This is a genomic window from Butyrivibrio sp. VCB2006, assembly GCF_000420945.1.
Lineage (GTDB): Bacteria > Bacillota > Clostridia > Lachnospirales > Lachnospiraceae > Butyrivibrio.
Genome location: NZ_ATVX01000002.1, coordinates 154,053 through 174,388, shown reverse-complemented (window position 1 = coordinate 174,388; position 20,336 = coordinate 154,053). Strand labels below are relative to the sequence as shown.

The 20,336-nt window shown below is 40.2% G+C and carries 20 protein-coding genes; 18 read left to right on the top strand and 2 right to left on the bottom strand.

Annotated features, from left to right (window positions below):
* Positions 1 to 3 precede the first annotated feature (3 nt).
* From G613_RS0102200 to G613_RS0102115, 18 genes are all read left to right on the top strand, one after another.
* Complete coding sequence (locus tag G613_RS0102200) at positions 4 to 1,452, top strand: nitrogenase component 1 (protein ID WP_029231096.1); 1,449 nt, start codon at positions 4 to 6, stop codon at positions 1,450 to 1,452.
* Between the two features lie 19 nt (positions 1,453 to 1,471).
* Entirely contained in the window at positions 1,472 to 2,833 is a 1,362-nt protein-coding gene (locus G613_RS0102195; RefSeq protein ID WP_029231095.1) for a nitrogenase component 1, read from the top strand.
* 20 nt (positions 2,834 to 2,853) lie between these two features.
* Positions 2,854 to 3,219 carry a NifB/NifX family molybdenum-iron cluster-binding protein gene (locus tag G613_RS0102190; protein WP_029231094.1) on the top strand — a complete coding sequence of 122 codons (366 nt, stop codon included), beginning with the start codon at positions 2,854 to 2,856 and terminating at the stop codon, positions 3,217 to 3,219.
* Positions 3,220 to 3,933, top strand: coding sequence for an amino acid ABC transporter permease (locus tag G613_RS0102185; protein ID WP_029231093.1), 714 nt, complete (start codon positions 3,220 to 3,222; stop codon positions 3,931 to 3,933).
* Positions 3,930 to 4,637: an amino acid ABC transporter permease gene (locus G613_RS0102180; protein WP_029231092.1), complete on the top strand. Its 708-nt coding sequence runs from the start codon at positions 3,930 to 3,932 to the stop codon at positions 4,635 to 4,637. The genes G613_RS0102185 and G613_RS0102180 overlap by 4 nt, the downstream gene beginning before the upstream one ends.
* Positions 4,631 to 5,383 (top strand): amino acid ABC transporter ATP-binding protein, encoded by a 753-nt coding sequence (locus G613_RS0102175; RefSeq protein ID WP_029231091.1) that lies wholly within the window; start codon positions 4,631 to 4,633, stop codon positions 5,381 to 5,383. Before G613_RS0102180 ends, G613_RS0102175 begins: the two co-directional genes overlap by 7 nt.
* A 33-nt stretch (positions 5,384 to 5,416) precedes the next feature.
* Positions 5,417 to 6,325, top strand: coding sequence for a transporter substrate-binding domain-containing protein (locus G613_RS18335; RefSeq protein ID WP_029231090.1), 909 nt, complete (start codon positions 5,417 to 5,419; stop codon positions 6,323 to 6,325).
* 30 nt (positions 6,326 to 6,355) lie between these two features.
* Positions 6,356 to 6,970 (top strand): hypothetical protein, encoded by a 615-nt coding sequence (locus tag G613_RS0102165; RefSeq protein ID WP_029231089.1) that lies wholly within the window; start codon positions 6,356 to 6,358, stop codon positions 6,968 to 6,970.
* A gap of 7 nt (positions 6,971 to 6,977) precedes the next feature.
* The gene (locus tag G613_RS0102160) at positions 6,978 to 8,138 is read left to right on the top strand and encodes a trans-sulfuration enzyme family protein (RefSeq protein WP_029231088.1); all 1,161 of its coding nucleotides are present in this window, start codon (positions 6,978 to 6,980) and stop codon (positions 8,136 to 8,138) included.
* Between the two features lie 20 nt (positions 8,139 to 8,158).
* Positions 8,159 to 9,811 (top strand): L-serine ammonia-lyase, iron-sulfur-dependent, subunit alpha, encoded by a 1,653-nt coding sequence (locus G613_RS0102155; RefSeq protein ID WP_029231087.1) that lies wholly within the window; start codon positions 8,159 to 8,161, stop codon positions 9,809 to 9,811.
* Positions 9,812 to 9,905: 94 nt separating this feature from the next.
* Positions 9,906 to 10,253, top strand: a complete 348-nt coding sequence (locus G613_RS0102150) for a PilZ domain-containing protein (protein WP_029231086.1) — start codon at positions 9,906 to 9,908, stop codon at positions 10,251 to 10,253.
* Between the two features lie 157 nt (positions 10,254 to 10,410).
* Positions 10,411 to 11,595: a nucleotide sugar dehydrogenase gene (locus G613_RS0102145; RefSeq protein ID WP_029231085.1), complete on the top strand. Its 1,185-nt coding sequence runs from the start codon at positions 10,411 to 10,413 to the stop codon at positions 11,593 to 11,595.
* A gap of 314 nt (positions 11,596 to 11,909) precedes the next feature.
* Positions 11,910 to 12,488: a zinc-ribbon domain-containing protein gene (locus tag G613_RS0102140; protein WP_029231084.1), complete on the top strand. Its 579-nt coding sequence runs from the start codon at positions 11,910 to 11,912 to the stop codon at positions 12,486 to 12,488.
* Between the two features lie 32 nt (positions 12,489 to 12,520).
* A complete protein-coding gene (locus tag G613_RS0102135) occupies positions 12,521 to 13,864 on the top strand; it encodes a zinc ribbon domain-containing protein (RefSeq protein ID WP_029231083.1) in 1,344 nt (447 codons plus the stop codon).
* Positions 13,865 to 13,972: 108 nt separating this feature from the next.
* The gene (locus G613_RS0102130) at positions 13,973 to 14,617 is read left to right on the top strand and encodes a zinc ribbon domain-containing protein (RefSeq protein WP_029231082.1); all 645 of its coding nucleotides are present in this window, start codon (positions 13,973 to 13,975) and stop codon (positions 14,615 to 14,617) included.
* An 8-nt stretch (positions 14,618 to 14,625) separates the two neighbouring features.
* Positions 14,626 to 16,281, top strand: a complete 1,656-nt coding sequence (locus tag G613_RS18330) for an RNA polymerase sigma factor (protein WP_029231081.1) — start codon at positions 14,626 to 14,628, stop codon at positions 16,279 to 16,281.
* A 78-nt stretch (positions 16,282 to 16,359) separates the two neighbouring features.
* The gene (locus tag G613_RS0102120; protein ID WP_155828014.1) at positions 16,360 to 17,388 is read left to right on the top strand and encodes a hypothetical protein; all 1,029 of its coding nucleotides are present in this window, start codon (positions 16,360 to 16,362) and stop codon (positions 17,386 to 17,388) included.
* 90 nt (positions 17,389 to 17,478) lie between these two features.
* Complete coding sequence (locus G613_RS0102115; protein WP_022775800.1) at positions 17,479 to 17,742, top strand: hypothetical protein; 264 nt, start codon at positions 17,479 to 17,481, stop codon at positions 17,740 to 17,742.
* A 50-nt stretch (positions 17,743 to 17,792) separates the two neighbouring features.
* On the opposite strand, the gene aroA is transcribed toward G613_RS0102115, so the two are convergent.
* Positions 17,793 to 19,121: a 3-phosphoshikimate 1-carboxyvinyltransferase gene (aroA, locus tag G613_RS0102110; RefSeq protein ID WP_029674405.1), complete on the bottom strand. Its 1,329-nt coding sequence runs from the start codon at positions 19,119 to 19,121 to the stop codon at positions 17,793 to 17,795.
* 53 nt (positions 19,122 to 19,174) lie between these two features.
* Complete coding sequence (locus G613_RS0102105; protein ID WP_029231078.1) at positions 19,175 to 20,278, bottom strand: prephenate dehydrogenase/arogenate dehydrogenase family protein; 1,104 nt, start codon at positions 20,276 to 20,278, stop codon at positions 19,175 to 19,177.
* Positions 20,279 to 20,336 lie beyond the last annotated feature (58 nt).

Here is a 20,336-nt window from a genome sequence, read left to right as displayed (position 1 = left end):
AAGATGAGTAATAGCCTTACAACAGAAGTAGAAGTAAGAGAAAGAAGACTTAAATCAATAATATCTTTTGCTGGAAAAGCCAGTGAACTTCAGGCTGGTGCAGTTTCTCAGAAAAAGGTTGAGCAGCCAAGATGCTTTTCACAGTGTAGTGATTGTGCGCAGATGAGAGCTGGAACTATCTGTAGCCACATTAGAGATGCAGCAGTAGTTGTTCATTCACCAATGGGATGCTTTGCCAATAATCCGGCAAACGATGAGATAAATAAAAGCGGATCTCTTGGAAGAGGTCAAAAGCCCTTTAAGACAAATGTTGTATGTAGCAACATTTCAGAAAAAGAGACAATCTACGGAGGCCTCAAGAAATTAAGGGAAGCAATTGATGAAGCCTATAAGAGATTCCAACCGTCAGCTATATTTGTTCAGTCTTCCTGCGCAGCTGGTATCGTCGGTGACGACATCGAGAGTGTCGCAGATGAGAAGCAGGCTGAATATGGAATTCCAGTAGTTCCTGTCTATTGCGAAGGCTTTAAATCAAAGGTATGGTCATCAGGTTTTGATGCTGGCTACCACGCTCTTTTAAAGAGAATAGTCAAAGAACCTGAAAAGAAACAGCCAGATCTTGTTAATATCTTTAACTTCATGGGAGCAGATACCTTTTCAGAAATTCTTGGAAAAATAGGACTTAGGCCTAATTACCTGGTTCCTTTGGCAGATATTGATACCATAGCCAGAATGACAGAAGCAGCATGTTCTACAAGTATCTGCGAAACACTTGGAACATATATTACAGATGTCCTTGAGAAGCAGTATGGTGTGCCTCATGTACATGCTACAGCTCCTTATGGAATAAAGTGGACTGATGCCTGGTATAGAGAAGTGGCAAGGCTTACAGGTAAGTCAGACATAGTTGAAGAAGTTATTGCCAAGGAACACGAGAGAATAGCTCCTAAGCTTGAAGAACTAAGAAAAGAGCTTAAGGGACTTAGGATATATATCTACGCTGGTGATTCCTACGCTCACAACATGGCCAGCATAGCTTCTGATCTTGGAATAGAGATAGCAGGTATCACAACTCTTCACCATGATATGAAGACAGATGGAGAGCCTGTAGAGCACAGTTCTCTTCAGGAGATGATAAATGTAGCCGGAGACATAGAGCATTTTTCAGTATGTGAGAAACAGCCTTATGAAGTTATCAAGATACTTAAACAAGTTAAGCCGGATGTTGTAATCATCAGACATATGCATTTGCCGGCGCTGTCAGCTAAGCTTGGAATTCCATCAATTCTGGAAGGAGAAGTAAATGTATCTGCTGGATATGACGGAATCATAACTCTTGGTGAGAGACTTAAGAACATCAGAAAGTTTAAGAGAGTTCTGTCTACACTTGAAGAATACAATGAATTCCCATATACCAAGCAGTGGCTTGAGGATGAAAGACTATTTATTTAACTGATGAGGAGATAACGCGATGGGCGGAATTATACAAGAAGCTAAATATTCATGCGCGCTTGGTTCGCAGCAGTCCGTGCTTGCAATACCACGTGCCATACCAATCATACATGCTGGTCCTGGTTGTAGTGCCAGACAGTTCTCATATCTGAGTGCAGGAGCTGGATATCAGGGAGAAGGCTACGCAGGTGGAGCACAGATTCCAAGTACTAATTCAACTCAGAATGAAGTTGTATTTGGAGGAGAAAAAAAGCTTGGCAAGCTGATTGATGCAACTTTGGATGTCATGGATGGCGATCTGTATGTTGTAATGTCGGGATGCACTGCAGGAATTGTCGGAGACGATGTAAAGCAGGTAGCTGAGGATCATTCTACCAAAGAAAAAAAGGTAATTGGAGTAGATACAGCCGGCTTTAGAGGCAATAACTACAAGGGACATAATCTTGTTCTTGAGTCACTCATAGAGCAGTTTGTAGGTGACGTAGACGAAGAAATAGAGCCAGAAAAGGGACTTGTAAATGTCTTTTCAGTAGTACCTTATCAGGATGTTTACTGGAGAGGCGACCTGGAGGAAATAAAGAGAATTCTCACTGGAATAGGACTTAAGGTTAATATTCTCTTTGGATATGGTTCAGAAGGCGTTTCAGAGTGGAAGAATATTCCAAAGGCGCAGCTTAATATAGTTCTTTCTCCATGGGTTGGCTTATCAGCAGCCAAGCTCTGTCAGAGAAAATATGGAACACCATTTCTTCATGAGCCGGTACTTCCTGTTGGACTCAAGGCTACAAGCGCATTCCTTAGAAGAGTAGGAGAGGCTCTTGAACTTGATACTGATAAGGTAGAAAGCTTCATTAAGGCTGAGGAAAAGAGATACAAGAAGTACTTTGTTTCAATAGGTGATTTCCTTGCTGACTATTCTTCTTATATTCCATTTGATGCGTATGTATCCGCTGATGATATTTACGGTGTTGGAATATCAGATTTCCTTGAAAATGAACTTGGAATAGAGGTAGTTAAGGTTTATGACAGTTCAGAACCTAACAATGCATCCAAGGACAGGATCAAAGAAAAGCTTGAGAGCATCAAGGAAGGCCTTGGAGAGAGAGTTGTATTCGAAGGAGATAATGCTCTTATCAAAGAGGATATCAAGAAGAACATTGATGAGAGAAAAACAAAATCTGTAATCTTCGGATCAAGCTGGGACAGAGAACTTGCTTATAACACCAAGAGCGTTCTGATCTATCTGAGTGTACCGATTCTTGAAAAAGTAATCGTCAGCAAATCTTATGTTGGATATAACGGAGGCTTACAGCTCATAGAGGACCTATATTCCGGAGTATTGGATAAAGGCTTCATAGCACATACAACAGTTGAGAAATAAAGCTTAGGAAGTGTGTAAATGTGGAGAATACATTAGTTGCAGTAGGATATGACAATGACCCAAATACAAAAGTTTCTTTTAGAAAAATAAAGAATGCTGCCATCTATGAATTAAGCGATGACAACATACAGCAGATAGATAACAGAACACTTCCTGATGTCGCAGCTTATCCGGTACCGGATGGAGGCGGATGTGCAGGAAGGAATGATGAATACGTAAACGCTATAGCCGATGTCCTTCATGATTGTGAGTATCTTTTGCTAAAAGAGGTCGGTGCATATCCATCAAGAGTCCTCTTAAGGAGAGGAATACAGACTCTTGAACAGGAAGGTGATATAGAAAGCCTCCTGATCAAAATCCAACAATACTTAAAGGCGAGACGTTAAATGAGAACAATAAACCTATCAAGAATACTGGAATATTTTTTAAAATCACTGCCTAATCTACGGGTTACATTAACTTATGTTTTCTTCTCATTGATTTTGGGCTTTGCTCTTGGAGGACTGATAGCAAAAGGAAGAATGAGCAGGAACAAGGCGATATCGGCACTGGCGCAGGGTTATGTAACATTGGTCAGATCCACACCTTCGATCATTTTACTGTTTCTGGTGTTTTATGGACTGTCAGCAGTTACTACAGGCGCGTTTAACATATTTTTAAACAGCCTTCCTACGGTGGTATTCGTCATTATTACCTTTACTATCAACATTGGGGCATCTTCATCTGAGATTATCAGAAGTGCTTACAACTCAGTCAGTAAGGGACAGCTGGAAGCAGCTTTATCAGTTGGAATGACTCAGCTTCAGGCTTTTAACCACGTTTTACTTCCGCAGATGTTCAGGAACTCTATTCCTAACATCGGTAACACAATCATCTTCCTGATAAAGGAAGGAGCTCTGGCTTATGTAATAGGTCTTCGTGATGTGCTGGGGCAGGCATATTTCCTGTCAGCTCTTGATATGAATGCATATGCTCTTGATATGTGTGTTGCACTAACACTCATTTACTGGCCGATTACAGCTGGCCTTGAGAAGCTCTTTTCCGTTCTGGAGAAAAAACTTGAATATAAGCATGTCGTAGTCTTGGAGCAGAAAACATGAATGTAGATTGGAAATTTGTTATTGAAGCTTTCCCACAGGTTCTGGCATATCTGCCGGTGACCATAGAATTAACAGTTGTGGCTATGACCATTTCACTGATAATAGGGACCATATTTGCTTACATCAATTTCAAGAAGGTTAAGGTGGCATCACAGATCATCAGGACGTACATGTCACTTATAAGAGGAACACCGATTGTACTTCAGATATTTGTAATCTTTCACTTTGGACCATATCTTCTGACTGAAATGTTTCAAAAACTAAATATCCAGGCGGATGTCTATTCAATAAATCCAATATATTATGCGTTTCTTGCACTATCTCTTTCAACAACCGTATCAATAGCTGAAGCGGTAAGAGCAGGACTTGAGAGCATAGATAAGGGACAGTTTGAATCGGGATTATCGGTTGGCATGACAGAGGGACAGGTGCTGTTTAACGTCGTTTTCCCTCAGGCATTTACAACAGCCTGGCCGGTTCTGGGAAATATTCTGGTAGGACTTATTAAGTCATCTTCCCTGGCATTTATGCTCTCTGTAGTGGAGATAACGGGTTATGCCAGAATTCTCGGAGGAGGAGTGCTCAGGTACTTTGAATCATATATATGCGTATTTTTCATCTATATAGTGGTCATTAAAATTTCTGAGCTGATAATGAAAAAACTGGAAGAGACCAAATTGGTATATAGGAGAAGACAATGTTAAGTGTATCGAATGTACATAAGGCGTTTGGGGATAATGAAGTATTAAAGGGCGTTAGCTTTAGCGTTGAAAAAGGAGATGTGGTTGCGATTCTGGGATCGTCGGGATCAGGTAAGACAACACTTCTAAGGTGTCTTGAATTCTTTGAAAAAGCAGACCAGGGAACAATCAAAATAGGTGAAACACAGGCGGATCTGCACACGGCATCAAGGCAGAAGATACATGAGTTAAGGCAAAAGACATCCTTTGTATTTCAGAACTACAACCTTTTTAATAACAAGAATGCAATTGAAAATGTAGAGCTTGGTCTTACTAAAGGCCACGGAGTAAGTAAGGTTAGAGCCAAAGAAATAGCAAGGCGTTCACTTGAAGAAGTTGGTCTGGCAGACAGATTCGATTATTATCCAAGTGAATTATCAGGAGGACAGCAGCAGAGAGTCGCCATAGCAAGGGCGCTGGCCGTAGAACCTGAGGTGATATTTTTTGACGAACCTACATCAGCTCTCGACCCGGAGCTTGTAGGAGAAGTTCTTGAGACCATCAGTAAGTTGGCTAAAAAGGGCGTAACGATGGTAATCGTAACCCATGAGATGGCCTTTGCAAGAGACGTAGCTACCAAAGCTATTTATATGGACAAGGGAGTAATTGTTGAACAGGGAGAAGCCAAAGAGCTGTTCACACACCCAAAAGAAGAGAGAACAAGGCAGTTCCTATCAAGATTTCTTGAAGGATATGACTATGTTATATAAAAAAAATCATCATATCAAGAGGAGGAAGAAAAGATGAAAAAAAGAGTATTAGGATTAGTTTTGACAGCAGCAATGACAGTGGTACTTGCAGGATGCGGACAGGCAGCAAGCGCTTCTGCTACAGAAAATGTCCAGGCTTCGCAGGAAGAGGCTAAGACAGAAGAAACTACAGGTGGCAGCGAGGTACGCAAGATAAGAATAGCATCTTCATCTAGCGCTGTTCCATTTTCTTACTACGATGAAAATGGTAAAAAGACAGGCTATGAGATAGAAGTTATTAAGCTTGTAGACGAAGCACTCCCACAGTATGAATTTGAGTACTATGACGGAGAGCAGGAGGCTATCTACACAGGTCTTTCTACAGGTAAGTATGATATAGCTCTTACAAATGCTTACTATACAACCAAGAGAGCTGAGAACTATGAGATTCCTGAAAATCCTATCGGAGCATCACCGGCCGGACTTATTGTAAGCAAGGAAAATGCTGATATCACATCACTTGAGGCAGCAGCTACAGCAGGCCTTAAGCCGGCTCCATACCTGGCAGGTGATGGTAACACATATCAGTATCAGAAGTATAACGAAGAGCACCCTGACAATCAGCTTGAACTCTCATATACAAGTGATGAGAATGCATTTTCAAATGCGATTGTAGGTGTTGCTGAAGGAAGATATGGATGCCATCTTACACCTGTATCTAGATGGACTACAGTTATCGAGCCTGAAGATGGAGCACTTCATGAGTATTATGACAAGCTCTCATACTCACCAGTTATCTCTATCAGTACTTTCCCAATCATTGCTAAAGGTGAGACACAGCTTACGCAGGATATTTCAGAGGTACTTGGCCAGCTTAAGGAAGATGGAACTCTTGAGAAGATTGCAACAGAGTTCTATGGATTCAACCCATTTGATCTGAATGCTACTCTTACAGAAGGATGAGCAGATTTAGATAATTAAGGAAGTGTTCGGATGAAGGACTACACCAAACTTTTTGAAAATTACGAAACTACGGCTGTTCCGCCCATGGATTTCAGACGTAAGGAAAGGGAGAGAGTCAGCTACTACAAGAGCGGAAGACTAAAGAGTATTTACCTGAATGAGCAGACTGACATTGAGACACCATGCGGAGTCATCCCTTGCGAGCTGATAACCTTTTATGAGAGCGGAGCTATCCGGAGAGTATTCCCAAGATATGGGGCAATAAGTGCATATTGGAGTTCCAAGGACGAAGCTTCTATTACCGAGAGGATGCGACTACAGATTGGAGACGCATCCTTTCTGGTTAAACCACAATGCATTCATTTCTATGAGAGTGGTGAATTATTGAGTTTTACAATATATGATCACGAGAAGCTTTTGGTGGATACCAGATACGGACAGATAACAACAAATGTAGGAGTCTCTTTTTACGAAGATGGTAAGATCAGATCTCTTGAGCCTGTGTTTGGTACGACCATCATGGTGGAGGGGAAAAAGATAGCGCCATTTAACTTCTTTGCCAATCATATGCATGCTGATAATAATTCGCTTGTTTTCGATAAAGAGGGGAAAATCATTTCTTATATTGGAATAGAAAAGAGGTAACAATAATATGTCGGAGCTAAATGTTGACTGTAACTGTAGAGAGAATACTTTGATAGCAAGAGGAAGTGGAATTTTTGATGAGACTGGTAGCATAAGCGTTCCTGTTTATAGAAGTGCAACTTACGTACATAGTTCTTTGGAACATGATCCGGAGGATTTTTCCTATGCCAGATGCAATACACCTACAAGGAGAGCTCTTGAAAAGCAGGTGGCAGTACTCGAACACGGAGCAGATGCCCTTGCAGTAACAAGCGGTCTTGCGGCACTTGATGCGGTACTCAGACTCTTTGAACCAGGAGATAGGATAATTGTGTCCAGCGATCTCTATGGCGGAAGCTACAGACTATTTGATCAGGTGTACAGTAAGTACGGCTATCTGTTTTCATTTGTAGATACCTGGGATATAGAGGCAGTACGAGCTGCAGCTACAGATGATGTAAAGGGCTTTATCATAGAGACACCTTCCAATCCGATGCTACGGATAAGTGACATCAAAGCTATTTCTCAAATAGCTCATGACAAGAATGCGCTTTTGATAGTAGATAATACATTCCTGTCACCTCTTTTACAAAAGCCTATAGAGCTTGGAGCAGACATTGTGATTCACAGTGCTACCAAGTTCCTGGCAGGTCATCACGATGTGCTGGCTGGAGTGATTGTAACAGCAACCAAAGAACTTAGAGAGAAATTATATTTTTATGTGTTTGCTACCGGTAATCCATTATCTCCGGATGACTGCTGGTTGACATTAAGGGGCATGGAGACGCTATCAGTAAGGCTTGAGAGACAGCAGCAAAACGCTAAGGCCCTTGCTGATTATCTTAAGAGCCTTCCAAATGTGAAAAGAGTTATCTATCCCGGGGATGAGGAGCACCCTGACCATAAACTTGCAAAGAGGCAGCAGGCAGGCTTTGGCAGCATGATCTCTTTTGAGATAAAAGATGCTTCTAAAGCTCCTTCATATTTTGCAAAATTCAAACTCATATATCAGGCTGGAAGTCTTGGAGGCGTTCAGTCGCTTATAAACCTTCCAAATGCTTCTCTTCAGCGTCCGATTCCGGAAGAACAGAGAAAGAGAACCGGAGTAACTGATGGAATATTCAGATTATCTGTAGGAATTGAAGATGTGGAGGATCTGAAAGAGGATTTGAGACAGGCACTGGCATAATACAACTAGGGGAGAGGCACATGGCTAAAATATTTTATCCGGATTTTTTTAATGATGTATTTGGACCTATAATGCAGCCGGGATCATCAGGCGGCTTTGCAGGTCCCGCGAGAATAGGAAATGTGGCAAGACACCTTATAAATGAAGAGCCCCAAAAGGTTGTATTCTCACTTCAGCATGAGGATATAGGCCGATTTAAGTCACTGGGGAATTTTATGACAGACAGAGGGTATCTTGGTGGTGTACAGGGCTTTGCCACAGATGATAAGAGACTTTTTGATGCTCACAGACTTGCCCAGGAGAAAAAACTATCCTATGAATTCAGACTTGATGATGGGAATTTTGGTTACTTTAGGGCAGTTAAGATAAATGTCTATGGAGAAAGCAGCCAGGGCGAGCTTATCGGTGCATCTGTAGGCGGAGGCATGATCAGGATATACGAAGCCTATGGATATGAGCTTAACTGGCAGGCTGATACCTATGGAACACTGGTCATAGATGTTGATTCTGGTGATGGTAATGTTTCAGGAAATAGCAAGTTGAGATTTGATGAGCTGATATCTAAACTTGCTGGAAAATATGGAGATCATATAGTCGAACATCGCATTGTCTCAAATGCAGATGGTAAGGCAGCTCTTTTTATAGAGACGGACACTGATATCTCTGAGGAAGATATTCTGGAGGGCAGCGCTGGATTAGTGGTTAACCTTCCTGCAGTTCTCCCTGTTGTAACTACTAAGGCCAAAAAGAAGCAGCTCTTTTCAACTGTCGAGGAGTGGAGGCAGGTTGCCAGTGACAGGGGAATATCATTTCTTCAGGCGGCGATTGAGTATGAAAAGGATGCCTCCGGATGGAGCGAAGAAGAAATCTGGGCGTTCTTTACTAAGATAAGGGATATATTTGATAGGCAGATTCACAGCCTTGAGGAGCTTGACTACGATGCGGAGGATACACCTACACTTCCTATCTATGGTAAGCTGTGGAAGAAATATCTTGATGGAGGTAAGGTAATATCTGACTCTCTTACAAGACACATTTTAACTCATGCTTATGCAACTAATGCTAAGATTCCTGGCTTTAAGATAGTACCTGGACCCATGGGAACAGGCGGTGGCTATCTGTATTCAGCACTTGACGCTGTAAGAGAGGACAGAGGCTATAGCAGGGAGCGGGAACTTGAAGCGCTTGTGATCGCTGCGGCCCTGGGAGCATTGGCCTACACTCATACTAATGCTTCCGGTGACAGAGGCTGTATTGGAGAATCAGGAGTATGTAATGCCATGGCAGCCGGAGCTATCGCATATATGGTGACACCTGATGAGCCTTTGGTTGACGTGGGAGTTGCTGTAGAAAGAGCTGCATCCATGGCACTTCAGGCTAATATGGGACTTGTGTGTGATCCTATCCCAGGAGGTCTTGAATTTCCTTGTATCACAAGGACTCTTAGGGCAGCAGTGACAGCTCCAATGTATGCTGAGATGGCAATTATCGGTATTGATCCACTGATTCCATACCATGAATGCCTTCAGGCAATGGAGAGACACTACAGATTGACACCTCCAGAGCGCCTGTGTGGTTCTGACTGCGGAACCTGCACAACACCTGCAGCTCAGAAGTGCAAGCAGTTCCTGAGCGACCTCATGGCAGATAATCTTAAATTTGAAGCTGTATAATCTTCATAGTACTTGCTGATGTGCATATATTGCGTTATTATGAATATAGATAACGAAATAAAGTTGATTATCTATCATATCAGCGGGGGTAATTATGGAAGATAAGAGAAAACATAAAAGACTGGAACTTTCCGGAGAACTTCTTTTGAAGGAACTGGGCGGACCGGATAACGGTGAAGTGGCCGATATCGAAATCCATGACTGCTCGAGGGATGGAATTGGCTTTTCAACTGATAAGGCTCTTACCATTGGCAGCAACTATGAGGCTAACCTTACTCTTTGGAATAAGGATAAGATTCATGTATTTATTCAGATAGTCAGAGCTTCCAAAGAGGGAGATATATTCCACTATGGAGGAATCTTTATTGGTATGCCTGATACAGATCAGATGAGAATTCAGGTCTACGAGACAGTATCAGATGAGCTTTCTCATCAGAAATAAGTATGAATTATAGTGTAAAAATAGCCCGCGGAAACGTGGGCTATTTTTTAAGATGAAAATTTATAATTGTAAGTGTTTACAAAGTTTGACTTGGTACAAGTCAGGAATTATAGTAGTTAGAGTTGGTTTAATGATTTAGAAATGAGGGAGTAATGATATGAAAATAGCAGTCGTAGGAACAGGATACGTTGGTCTTTCCAATTCAATTCTGTTATCTCAATATAACGATGTCACAGCAGTGGATATAGTCCCTGAGAAAGTGGATATGATTAATAATAGGAAGTCTCCTATCATTGATAAGGAGATTGAAGAGTACCTTAAAAAGGATAATCTCAGACTTCACGCTACAACCAATGCTTCAGAAGCTTATGCTGACGCAGACTTCGTTATTGTATCGACACCTACTAACTACGATGAGAAGCTTAACTATTTTGATACATCATCAGTTCTTAGTGTAATTGACCAGGTCAGAAAAGAAAAACCTGATGCTTATATAGTAATCAAATCCACAATACCTGTAGGATATACAGAAGAGATAAGTGCAGAATACCATACAGATCACATTCTATTTTCACCTGAGTTTTTGAGAGAAGGGCATGCTCTTTACGATAACCTTTATCCTTCAAGAATTATCGTTGGATATAATACTGAGTCTCCGGAAGCAGAAGAGAAGGCTCATTTATTTGCCGGACTTCTTAAGCAGGGAGCTATCAAGGAAGAAGTTGAGACTCTGTTTATGAACACAACAGAGGCTGAATGCGTTAAGCTTTTTGCCAATACATTCCTGGCTCTTCGTGTTTCATACTTTAACGAGCTTGATACATACGCTGAGGTACGTGGACTTAACACCAAGAATATTATCAAGGGCGTATGTCTTGATCCAAGAATAGGAACCTTTTACAACAATCCATCCTTTGGATATGGCGGTTATTGCCTTCCTAAGGATACCAAGCAGCTTCTTGCTAACTATGAGGATGTTCCTAACAACCTCATTACAGCCATCGTAGAAGCTAACAGAACAAGAAAAGACTTTATAGCAGACAGAATCTGGGCACTTCATCCCAAAAAGGTTGGCGTATACAGACTTACCATGAAAGCCGGCTCTGACAACTTCCGTCAGTCAGCTATTCAGGGTATCATGAAGAGAATCAAATCTCGTGGTATCGAGTGCGTGGTTTACGAACCAGCCCTCAAAGCTGACGACTTCTTCAACTCAAGAGTTGAACGTGATCTTAACAAGTTCAAAGAGGAGTGCGACTTCATCATTGCAAACCGTCTCACACCAGAACTTCAGGACGTTGTTGATAAGGTTTATACAAGAGATTTATTTGGTAACGAGTAAGAATAATATTGTAATGAAAGCGGAAATGCTGATTTTATCGGCATTTCCGCTTTTTATTTTGATTAAAAAATTTTTTTCAAATTTTTAAAACCTAACCTAAACCTCATTAGTAATAAGAGTAGAAAAACAAAAAAGAAGGAAGGGAAACATGTATATGAAATAAAGTTTGTAAAAATAAAATGAAAATGAAATAAAATTTGAAAAACCGCATATTTACTAGCTTTTTAATGCTTTATAATATTGACAAGAAGGGGCAGTAACGTGCTAGAATATATGCGCAATTCCGATAACGGATGCTATGAAGGGAGAAAAAAATGGGATTTTTAGATAGTGTATCAAAGTTTACTTCAGGTGTTGCTGAGAAGACAAAGGGAAACGTTGATGTATTTTCACTTAATCAGCAAATTTCAAATACTGAAAAAGAGATAAATGATTTATTTAAACAGCTTGGAACAAATTACTATGAGATTCACAAGGATGATGCAGAATCTGATTTGTCAGGGTTTGTTGCTTATATCACAGAGAATTATGCCAAGATTGAGCAGTTAAAAGCTGAGGTAGAGCAAAAGAAGGCAGAGATTGCTGCAGTCCAGCTTACAACTCAGAATGTGCAGCCGCAGCAGGAGGCTGCTCCTGTTCAGATGCAGGCGACAGGAAGAATCTGCCCTAAATGCGGAAATCCTGCAGGAGATGACTTATTCTGTGGATATTGCGGAGCAAAGCAGGAATTGGATACAGCAGATGAGGCTGCAAGTCAGCAGAATGATGCAGTTGGCACGGAAGAAGAATCTCAGGAAATGCCGCAGATAAATAAAAAATTCTGCAAAGAATGTGGATCGGAGCTGGACGATGATGCTATGTTCTGCTCTACATGCGGAACTAAAGTTGAATAATTATTTATAGATATATTAAAGGAGATAGAATCATGGCATTTTGCAAACATTGTGGAGCAGAACTTAAGGATGGGGTAGCTTTTTGCACAAAATGTGGAACAAAAGTTGATGTAACTGCATCTGCACAAAAAGCACAAGCATCTTCTCAGACAGCTACAACATCAAAAATATCAAATTCAGGTAATATGTCTGTTAATAATGTTAAGAAAGGTGGATTTGGAAAAGCAATAGGAATTGCTGTAGTTTCTATAGCAATATTGCTTGTTGTTGTGTCCTTGGGTAAAAAAATTGGGGGTGGTGGAGCTGCTTTAGATATTAAAGCTTCAACGTTATACGAACTTGATGGTTACGATGGAATAGGAAAATTAAAGGCATCTGTTGACAAGGAAACACTAAAATTTGCTATTAGTGAGAAAAACAGTTCGGTTTCAGAAAGCACCATACGTTCATTTGTCAATTCGATTAAAGTTGTTCCAGAAGCAACAGAGAATTTGTCTGAAGGACAAAAAGTAAAAGTCAAAGTTTTATATGATACTAATGCTGCTAAGGCTTGCAAGGTTAAGCTTAAGGATACCGAATGGGATTATAAAGTTTCAGGTCTAATACCAGTCACTGAAATTAATCCTTTTGATTATGTGACTGTAGAATTTAAAGGTATATCACCATGTGGAACACTTTCATTCGATACCAGTTATGTTGATGGTTCATTTGGAAGTCTGTCATACGAATTTGACAAAATGAATCATCTTGCAAATGGTGATGTTGTTACGATTAAGTGCACTACAGATGCTGATCGGGCTTTAAAAAAAGGATATAAAATAGTTGAAACTACTAAACAATACACTGTTGATACCCTGATGGAATATATAACAGATCCTGCTGATTTAAATGATGAAATATTAACAAAAATGAAAAAAGAAGCTGAACAGATAATCGATCAGCATAGAACTGAAATGAGTGCGTATCATATTTCTTGTGGTGAAGTAAAATATGAAGGAGCATTTGGGGTAACAAAAAAGGACTATACTGATCCTTTGCACATGTTACAAAAAGACAATTATGTTGTCCTTGTCTATAGTGGAACAGTATCTTGTACTGCTGATCCTGAAGATCAGTATTATTTTGAAAGCGAAAAAGAGTATATACCGGTTATGTTTCAATATGTAATAAAAAATGCAGACGGAACACTTTATTATGACAAGGCATGTTCATTAAAAGAGTCAGTAAATCTTGATACAGCTGATACAGTAGGATATGGAATAGTTAAATTCCGTGGTTATAAAGATGGAAAAGATATGTTTGTGGATTTGGTGAAAAAATACCAGGACTATACGGAATATGGAGTAGATGATTCATTGTCGGGTATCATTGATTAAAAATATATTTTGTTGATAAATGTAAATAATATAAAACCTTTTTTCTTTTCAACTGTAATTTATTTAGAAACAATAAATTACAGTTGAATTTCTGAAGGGAGAAATAATATGTCTAAAACAATTTATTCATTTGAAAACGCGCAATTTGCTGCAATGGAGTATCATACTGCGAAAAGTAGGATTTCGCTTATTGATTCTCTTATAAAAGATGCAAGAATATCTTCATTGCAGGAGATTGGTATTATATTTGTGGTTTCCATTCTCTATAGCCATTTTGCCAGAGTTGCTGTGCTAGGAACTATACTAGGTCTTTTGTATTTTGGCTTATTTATTGCAGCGCTTATTTATAATAATAATCATTTTTATTCTAAGGTTAGTGGCGGAGCTGCTTTTGCAACCATAGCAAACATCGCTCACTGGGGATGGCTTCTTGTACCTGTTTTCCCTGCTGATGTTATTGTTGGTCTATGCATATTGGTATATGGCTTTTTTGCAATGATAGCGCTTCCTGCATTATATCTAAGACTTGTTAGGAATACTGAGAAAAAGAGGCTTGAGGAAGCTGAAGCATTTGTAAAACTGTATGAACATGCTGATGAGGTCTTTGAAATGCTTTATAAAGATGATGAGGAATATGAGTACAATCATGGCGTTTTGGAAGAAAAGATCAAGCCTAAATTTTGCACTCACTGCGGCGCGCAGCTTAACGGAAATATGAAATTTTGTACGAAGTGTGGAACTCAGCTTGGATGAGGTAATTCATGGAAGATATAAAGAAGTGCATTCTGGAAGCCAAAAATGGTGATGTGGAAAGCTTTGGAAAAATATATGAGTTCTTCAAAGCAAAAGGAATTAATATAGCCAGACAATATGTTAAGACGCAGGAAGATGCTGAGGATATGTATCAGGACTCTTTCATGAAAGCAATGGAGCATATTGATTCTTTTGATACATCCAAAGAATTTGGCCCTTGGCTTGATGTTATCATAGTCAATACCTGTAAGAACTATCTGGTAAAAAAGAAGCCAACAAGCTTTTCTGACATATCCGATGAAGAAACAGAGTTTGTTGATACTCTTGAAAACAAAGATATTGAGATGGTTCCGGAATCTGCGTATGATCGCAAGGAACTTATGAGCATAATGGATGGAATAATTGATACTCTTCCCCAGGCTCAGAAGGAAGCAGTAGTTCTTTATTACTACAAGGAAATGAGTGTAAAGCAGATTGCTGAGTATCAGGAAGTGCCTGAGGACACCATAAAGAGTAGACTCAACTATTCCAGAAAAAAGGTTTCTGCAGCAGTTGAGGACTTTGAGAAAAAGAATGGCGTCAGAATTCACAGCGTTATTATTGTGCCACTCTTGTTATCTCTATTCTTCAAGAAGACTTCAAAGGCTGCTTTCGCTGAATCAGTGCTGGGTGGTGGCTCTAAAATCCTTACGGGGACTTCTAAAGCAGGGAATACTGTTAATTCTGCTTCCGAAGGAGCAATATCTGACGCGGCTAAAGATGCGACTAAAGAAATGGCCAAGAAAGCTGCGGAAACAGCGGGCGATATGGCGGGGAAGATTGCAGGTTCTTCTATTGGTGCAACAAGCCACTTTTTTGACAGGTTTTTAAAAGACAAAGCGTTTAGGACAATGGTAATAAGGATAGTATGCGCAGCTGCGATACTTCTTTTAATTGTAAATGTTGTAAAACCAAAGGTGGCAAAACCTGAGACTTCTACTCCAAGTTCTCATAGTACAACTTCAGAGGAAAAGAAGGATACAGATACTAACAAGAAGGAAAAAGAAGCAGAAAAGAAAGAAGAAAAGAAGAAACAAGAAGAAAAGAAACAGGAAGAAAAGAAAAAGCAAGAGGAAGAGAAGAAACAAGAGGAAAAGAAGAAGGAAGAAACAAAAAAGATCAGCGAAGAGGAAGAACTAGATAAGCAAGTGAAAGAGTATAAGGGAAGCCTGTATTTATATAAGGGATTCTATGATGTAAGTGGAAAAATCGACAGCGTTTCAAAGCTTAATGATGAAAACATGATCATTACTATGTCCAATGTTTCTGTATGGGTGAAAAAAGAATACTATGAGGCCAATAAATCCAGATTGGATAAACTTGGAAAATGGGAACCACATATCAGGAATTATGACTGGGATGATGACAGAAACGTTGATGACGATACAAATGATTATTCGGCTCTTGAACTTGTTCTGGACAGAGCCACATGCGAAATTAAAAAAGATGCTTCTATAACCTATATGGACTATGATGAAAACCCATATGAGAGTTTTCACGTTACTGCAGAAGAAGTAAGCATGAATGGAATAGAAGAATATATAGGTTCCAGTTTGAGTAATATGTTCCGTGTGTCTTTTTCCAAGGGTGTAATAACCAAAATGAGTCAGGTTATTTCTGACTGATTGTCCTTGGGTGGCGCATACAAGAAGGGGTGAAAAGAAAATATGAAAAATAGATTTATTTTAATGGCTGGAGTTTTGATGTCATTACAGATTCTTGGAGGTTGTGGTGCTAAAACGCAGAATAGTGCACCTGTTGATGAATCAGCTTCACAGATTTCTGCAGAAGATAATATTGATTCTGATGGAGGATCCAGTGTTGAGACTATGATTTCAGATGAAGAAGATGAGTTTGATCCTTCAGAAGTTTACGAAGCGTTTCTTAACAATCAGGAAGTAGCCGAAATTTCTTTTGATGCAGATCAGGGCTATTATTCCAGCTATAAGGAAACACTGGAAGATGGTAAGTCATATACTCTGGATGAAATAGCTCAGGGACTTAAAAGCGGGATAAGTGTTTTCTTTGAATCAAATGATGACATTGAAATTAGTGAAACAAGAAACGCCTTAATTGACTGTGGTAATGATGGACAAAGCGAACTTATGGTAGCTATTAAATTCAAGGCTCCAATGGATACCTATGAGAATAAAATGATTTTCAAGGCTACGAAAGATGGACTTAAGCTGTGTTACTGCGGTGATTCATGGTCCAGAAAAAGCCTGGCAGTAAACGAATATGGATATATTGAAACAACTTCCTCTGGCGGAGCATATGACAGTTCATATGAAAAAAGCTACGTTGATGCAGAAGGTAGTTGGCACTTCCTCTACGGAAATGTGGCTGAATATGCCGAAAGAGGCGAGTTGTGGTATGGTTCTACAAAATATGTTTATAGCGATTATGGAATAGATATGTCGGACTTGCTGATTTTTTCCTATTATTTTGAAAAGACTGATGATGAATCAGAACCGGAATATTTGTATACATATGCTAAAATGGGCGAATATGGAAAAGCCAATGAGGTGCCATATTTTGATGTGAGTATCGTAAAAGACAATGTCCTTTATGAAACAGGCAATATGTATAAAGACTTTTTTGACCAGATAGGAATGAAGGTTTACTCAACAACTGATATGGCAGCTCTGGTTGAAAAACAACTTCAAAATGAAGGGTTTGATTCTTCACTTGCAGAAGGCAAGGTAGTATTGGAAACGGAAGTGGATTTTTGAAAAAGAGTAAAACCTGAATGCAGATCTTTCTGTAATAAGAATAGAACAAGAAAAACATCTTATTACAGAAAGGAGGTTATTGTATGCTCTATGAAACAACATGATAAAGATGCCTTTCTTATATCAATGCTTGTAAAAAATAAAGATCAGCAGCAAAAGGTGGCAAAGAGGATGGAAGAATTACAAAACGAAGAACAATCCGTCCTTAGTATTCTTAAAGATGAAGGATATATCATTATTGGTGTGCTGGAAAATGAAGAAATATGTGTTGAACCACAAGATGCAGAATTTGTTGATGAATTAATGTATGAGTATTTTAGCTACAAAGAAAATGAGTGGTTCACGCACAATTAGAAAGAATGATTAAAGCGGAAATGCTGATTGGCATTTCCGCTTTTGTGATTTTAAAGAAGTCGCTGTAGGTCAGCAAAGAAGCTCGGATACGAAATTCCCACACAGGCATCATCCAATATTCTGGTGGTACCTTCTGCTGCCAGAGCACCTATAGCGAAGCACATGGCAAGGCGGTGGTCGTTATGAGTGTTGATGTCAGCGCCGTGTAGGGGTTTGCCGCCATGGATTATCATGCCATCCTCGGTGGCCTCAAGATCGGCGCCCATTGCTTTCAGGTTCTCTACAACTGTGGCAATTCGGTCAGACTCTTTTACCTTGAGCTCTGCGGCGTCTTTGATTATTGTGTCACACTCAGCAGTAGCAGCCAGAACTGCTACCATAGGAAGTTCATCTATCATTGTAGGAATATCTTTTCCACCAATTTCAAACATATTGTTCTTGCCTCCGTGGAGCTCACTGTACTTAACAAGAATGTCAGCTCTGGGCTCTCCGGATTCGCTTACATTAAGAAGAGTAATATCAGCACCCATCTGCTTGAGGATTGTCAAAATTCCGCTTCTGGTAGGATTTATGCCAACATTTCTGATTAGAAGCTCAGACCCCGGAACCATCAAGGCTGCAGCGATAAAATAGGCAGCAGATGAAATATCGCCGGGAACATTTATCTTGATGCCGTGAAGTGGCATTCCCGGGTGGAGGATAGCAGCGGCGCTACCATCTCGTGCAAGCTCATTGTGAACATCTGCTCCGAAGGAAGAGAGCATAATTTCTGAGTGGTTCCTTGAAAGGGCAGGTTCAAAAACAACGGTTTCACCATCGGCATAAAGACCTGCTAAGAGAATAGCAGACTTAACCTGGGCTGAAGCAATGGGATTTCTGTAATTGATTCCCCGGAGTTTCTTGCCTCCTTTGATGTGAAGAGGGGCACAGTTGTTGCCCATAACAGATGAGATATCAGCACCCATCTGGGTAAGAGGCTTAATAACGCGGCTCATAGGTCTTTTTTCTATAGAGCTGTCCCCGGTAATGTTTGAGTCAAAAGGCTGGGCAACGAGAATTCCTGACATAAGCCTTGTGGTAGTTCCGCTATTTCCTGTATACAGAGTCGAGTCACACTTTTTAAGACCATGAAGTCCTCTGCCATGAACGGTAATAGTAGGTACTCCATTGGTAGGCCTCATGGTGTGATCGATTATAATTCCGAGCTTTTTGAAGCAATCAATTGTTGAAAGACAATCTGCACTCTCAAGAAATCCTGTTATTTCTGTAGTACCTTCTGCCAGAGCTCCAAACATAATGCTCCTGTGGGATATGGATTTATCCCCGGGTACAAAAACATCTCCTTTAAGTGGTTTCTTAGCTTTTTCCAATGCTATCATAAGTGATCTCCGGTGCTTAATATGTGAGTGGTTGAATGGTTTATGTTATGTGTTTATGACTGAGTTAATACCACCGTGTATCCTGCTTCTGACAGGAGCCTGGAGGCTTCGCTTAGGTCATTTCCTGTGTGGAACTCAATCTTAAGTGTTCCTCGCTCATACTCTCTGTTATGAACAATTCCAATGTTCTTGATGTTGACGTTTTTTTCTGACAAAAGAACTGCCACCTTAGCCAGATTACCGGGCTGATCGCTTATATCAACATGCAGTACATAGGTTTTCTGGATAGGGCCGCTGGTAAAGTCAGAGAAGGACTCTCTGTAGCTTCTGGCAGATGTAAAGAAATCAAGAAGCTTATCACTGTCATGCTCATCCACAGCTAGCTTAATATCTATAAGTGAATCTATGAGATTCGATAAAAGCCCTGATATATTGTCTGAGTTAGTGTTACAGATCTGCTGCCACATTACAGGAGAAGAGGAAGATATTCTTGTAATATCCTTAAAACCACCGGCTGCAATAGTCTTCATAAGGGCATCTTCATTGTCACTGTTTTTTACAAGGTTAACCAGTGCTGCCGATAAAACATGAGGCACGTGGCTGATGGCAGCTGTGGCAAAGTCATGCTGAAGATAAGGAACTACCAGAGGAATAGCTCCCATTCCCTTTACCAGGTCATAATAGTCGCTTAATCTATCTTCGTCGCAGGAATCTGTCCTGGTCAGGATATAATAGGCATTTTCAAGAAGGGCTGCCTTGGAGTTCTGATATCCGATTCGTTCGGTACCGGTCATGGGATGACCGCCGATAAACTGTCCTTCCAGGCCCAGTTCTTTTACCTTTTCATGAATACTGTTCTTGACGCTTCCAATGTCTGTAAGTGTAGTCTTGGGATTTAAGTAAGGAAGGAGAAGCTCAAGATTGTCATTATTTATCTCTACGGGAGCACACAGGAAAATGTAGTCACATTCTGTGAACTCAGGTCCGATTTTATCGAGAGCAATGTCTATAGTGCCGTCGGCTTTGGCTGCATCCACAGTAGATTTGTGAGGAGCATAGGCCATGATACGACAACTTGGGTCGAAGGCCTTAATTGCGCGGGCCATTGAACCACCAATAAGACCAAGGCCTATAAAACCGTATGTTTTTATATTCATAATGGAAAAATCCCCCATATCACGCATGATTACTGGATAATACTATAACACTGTGGTG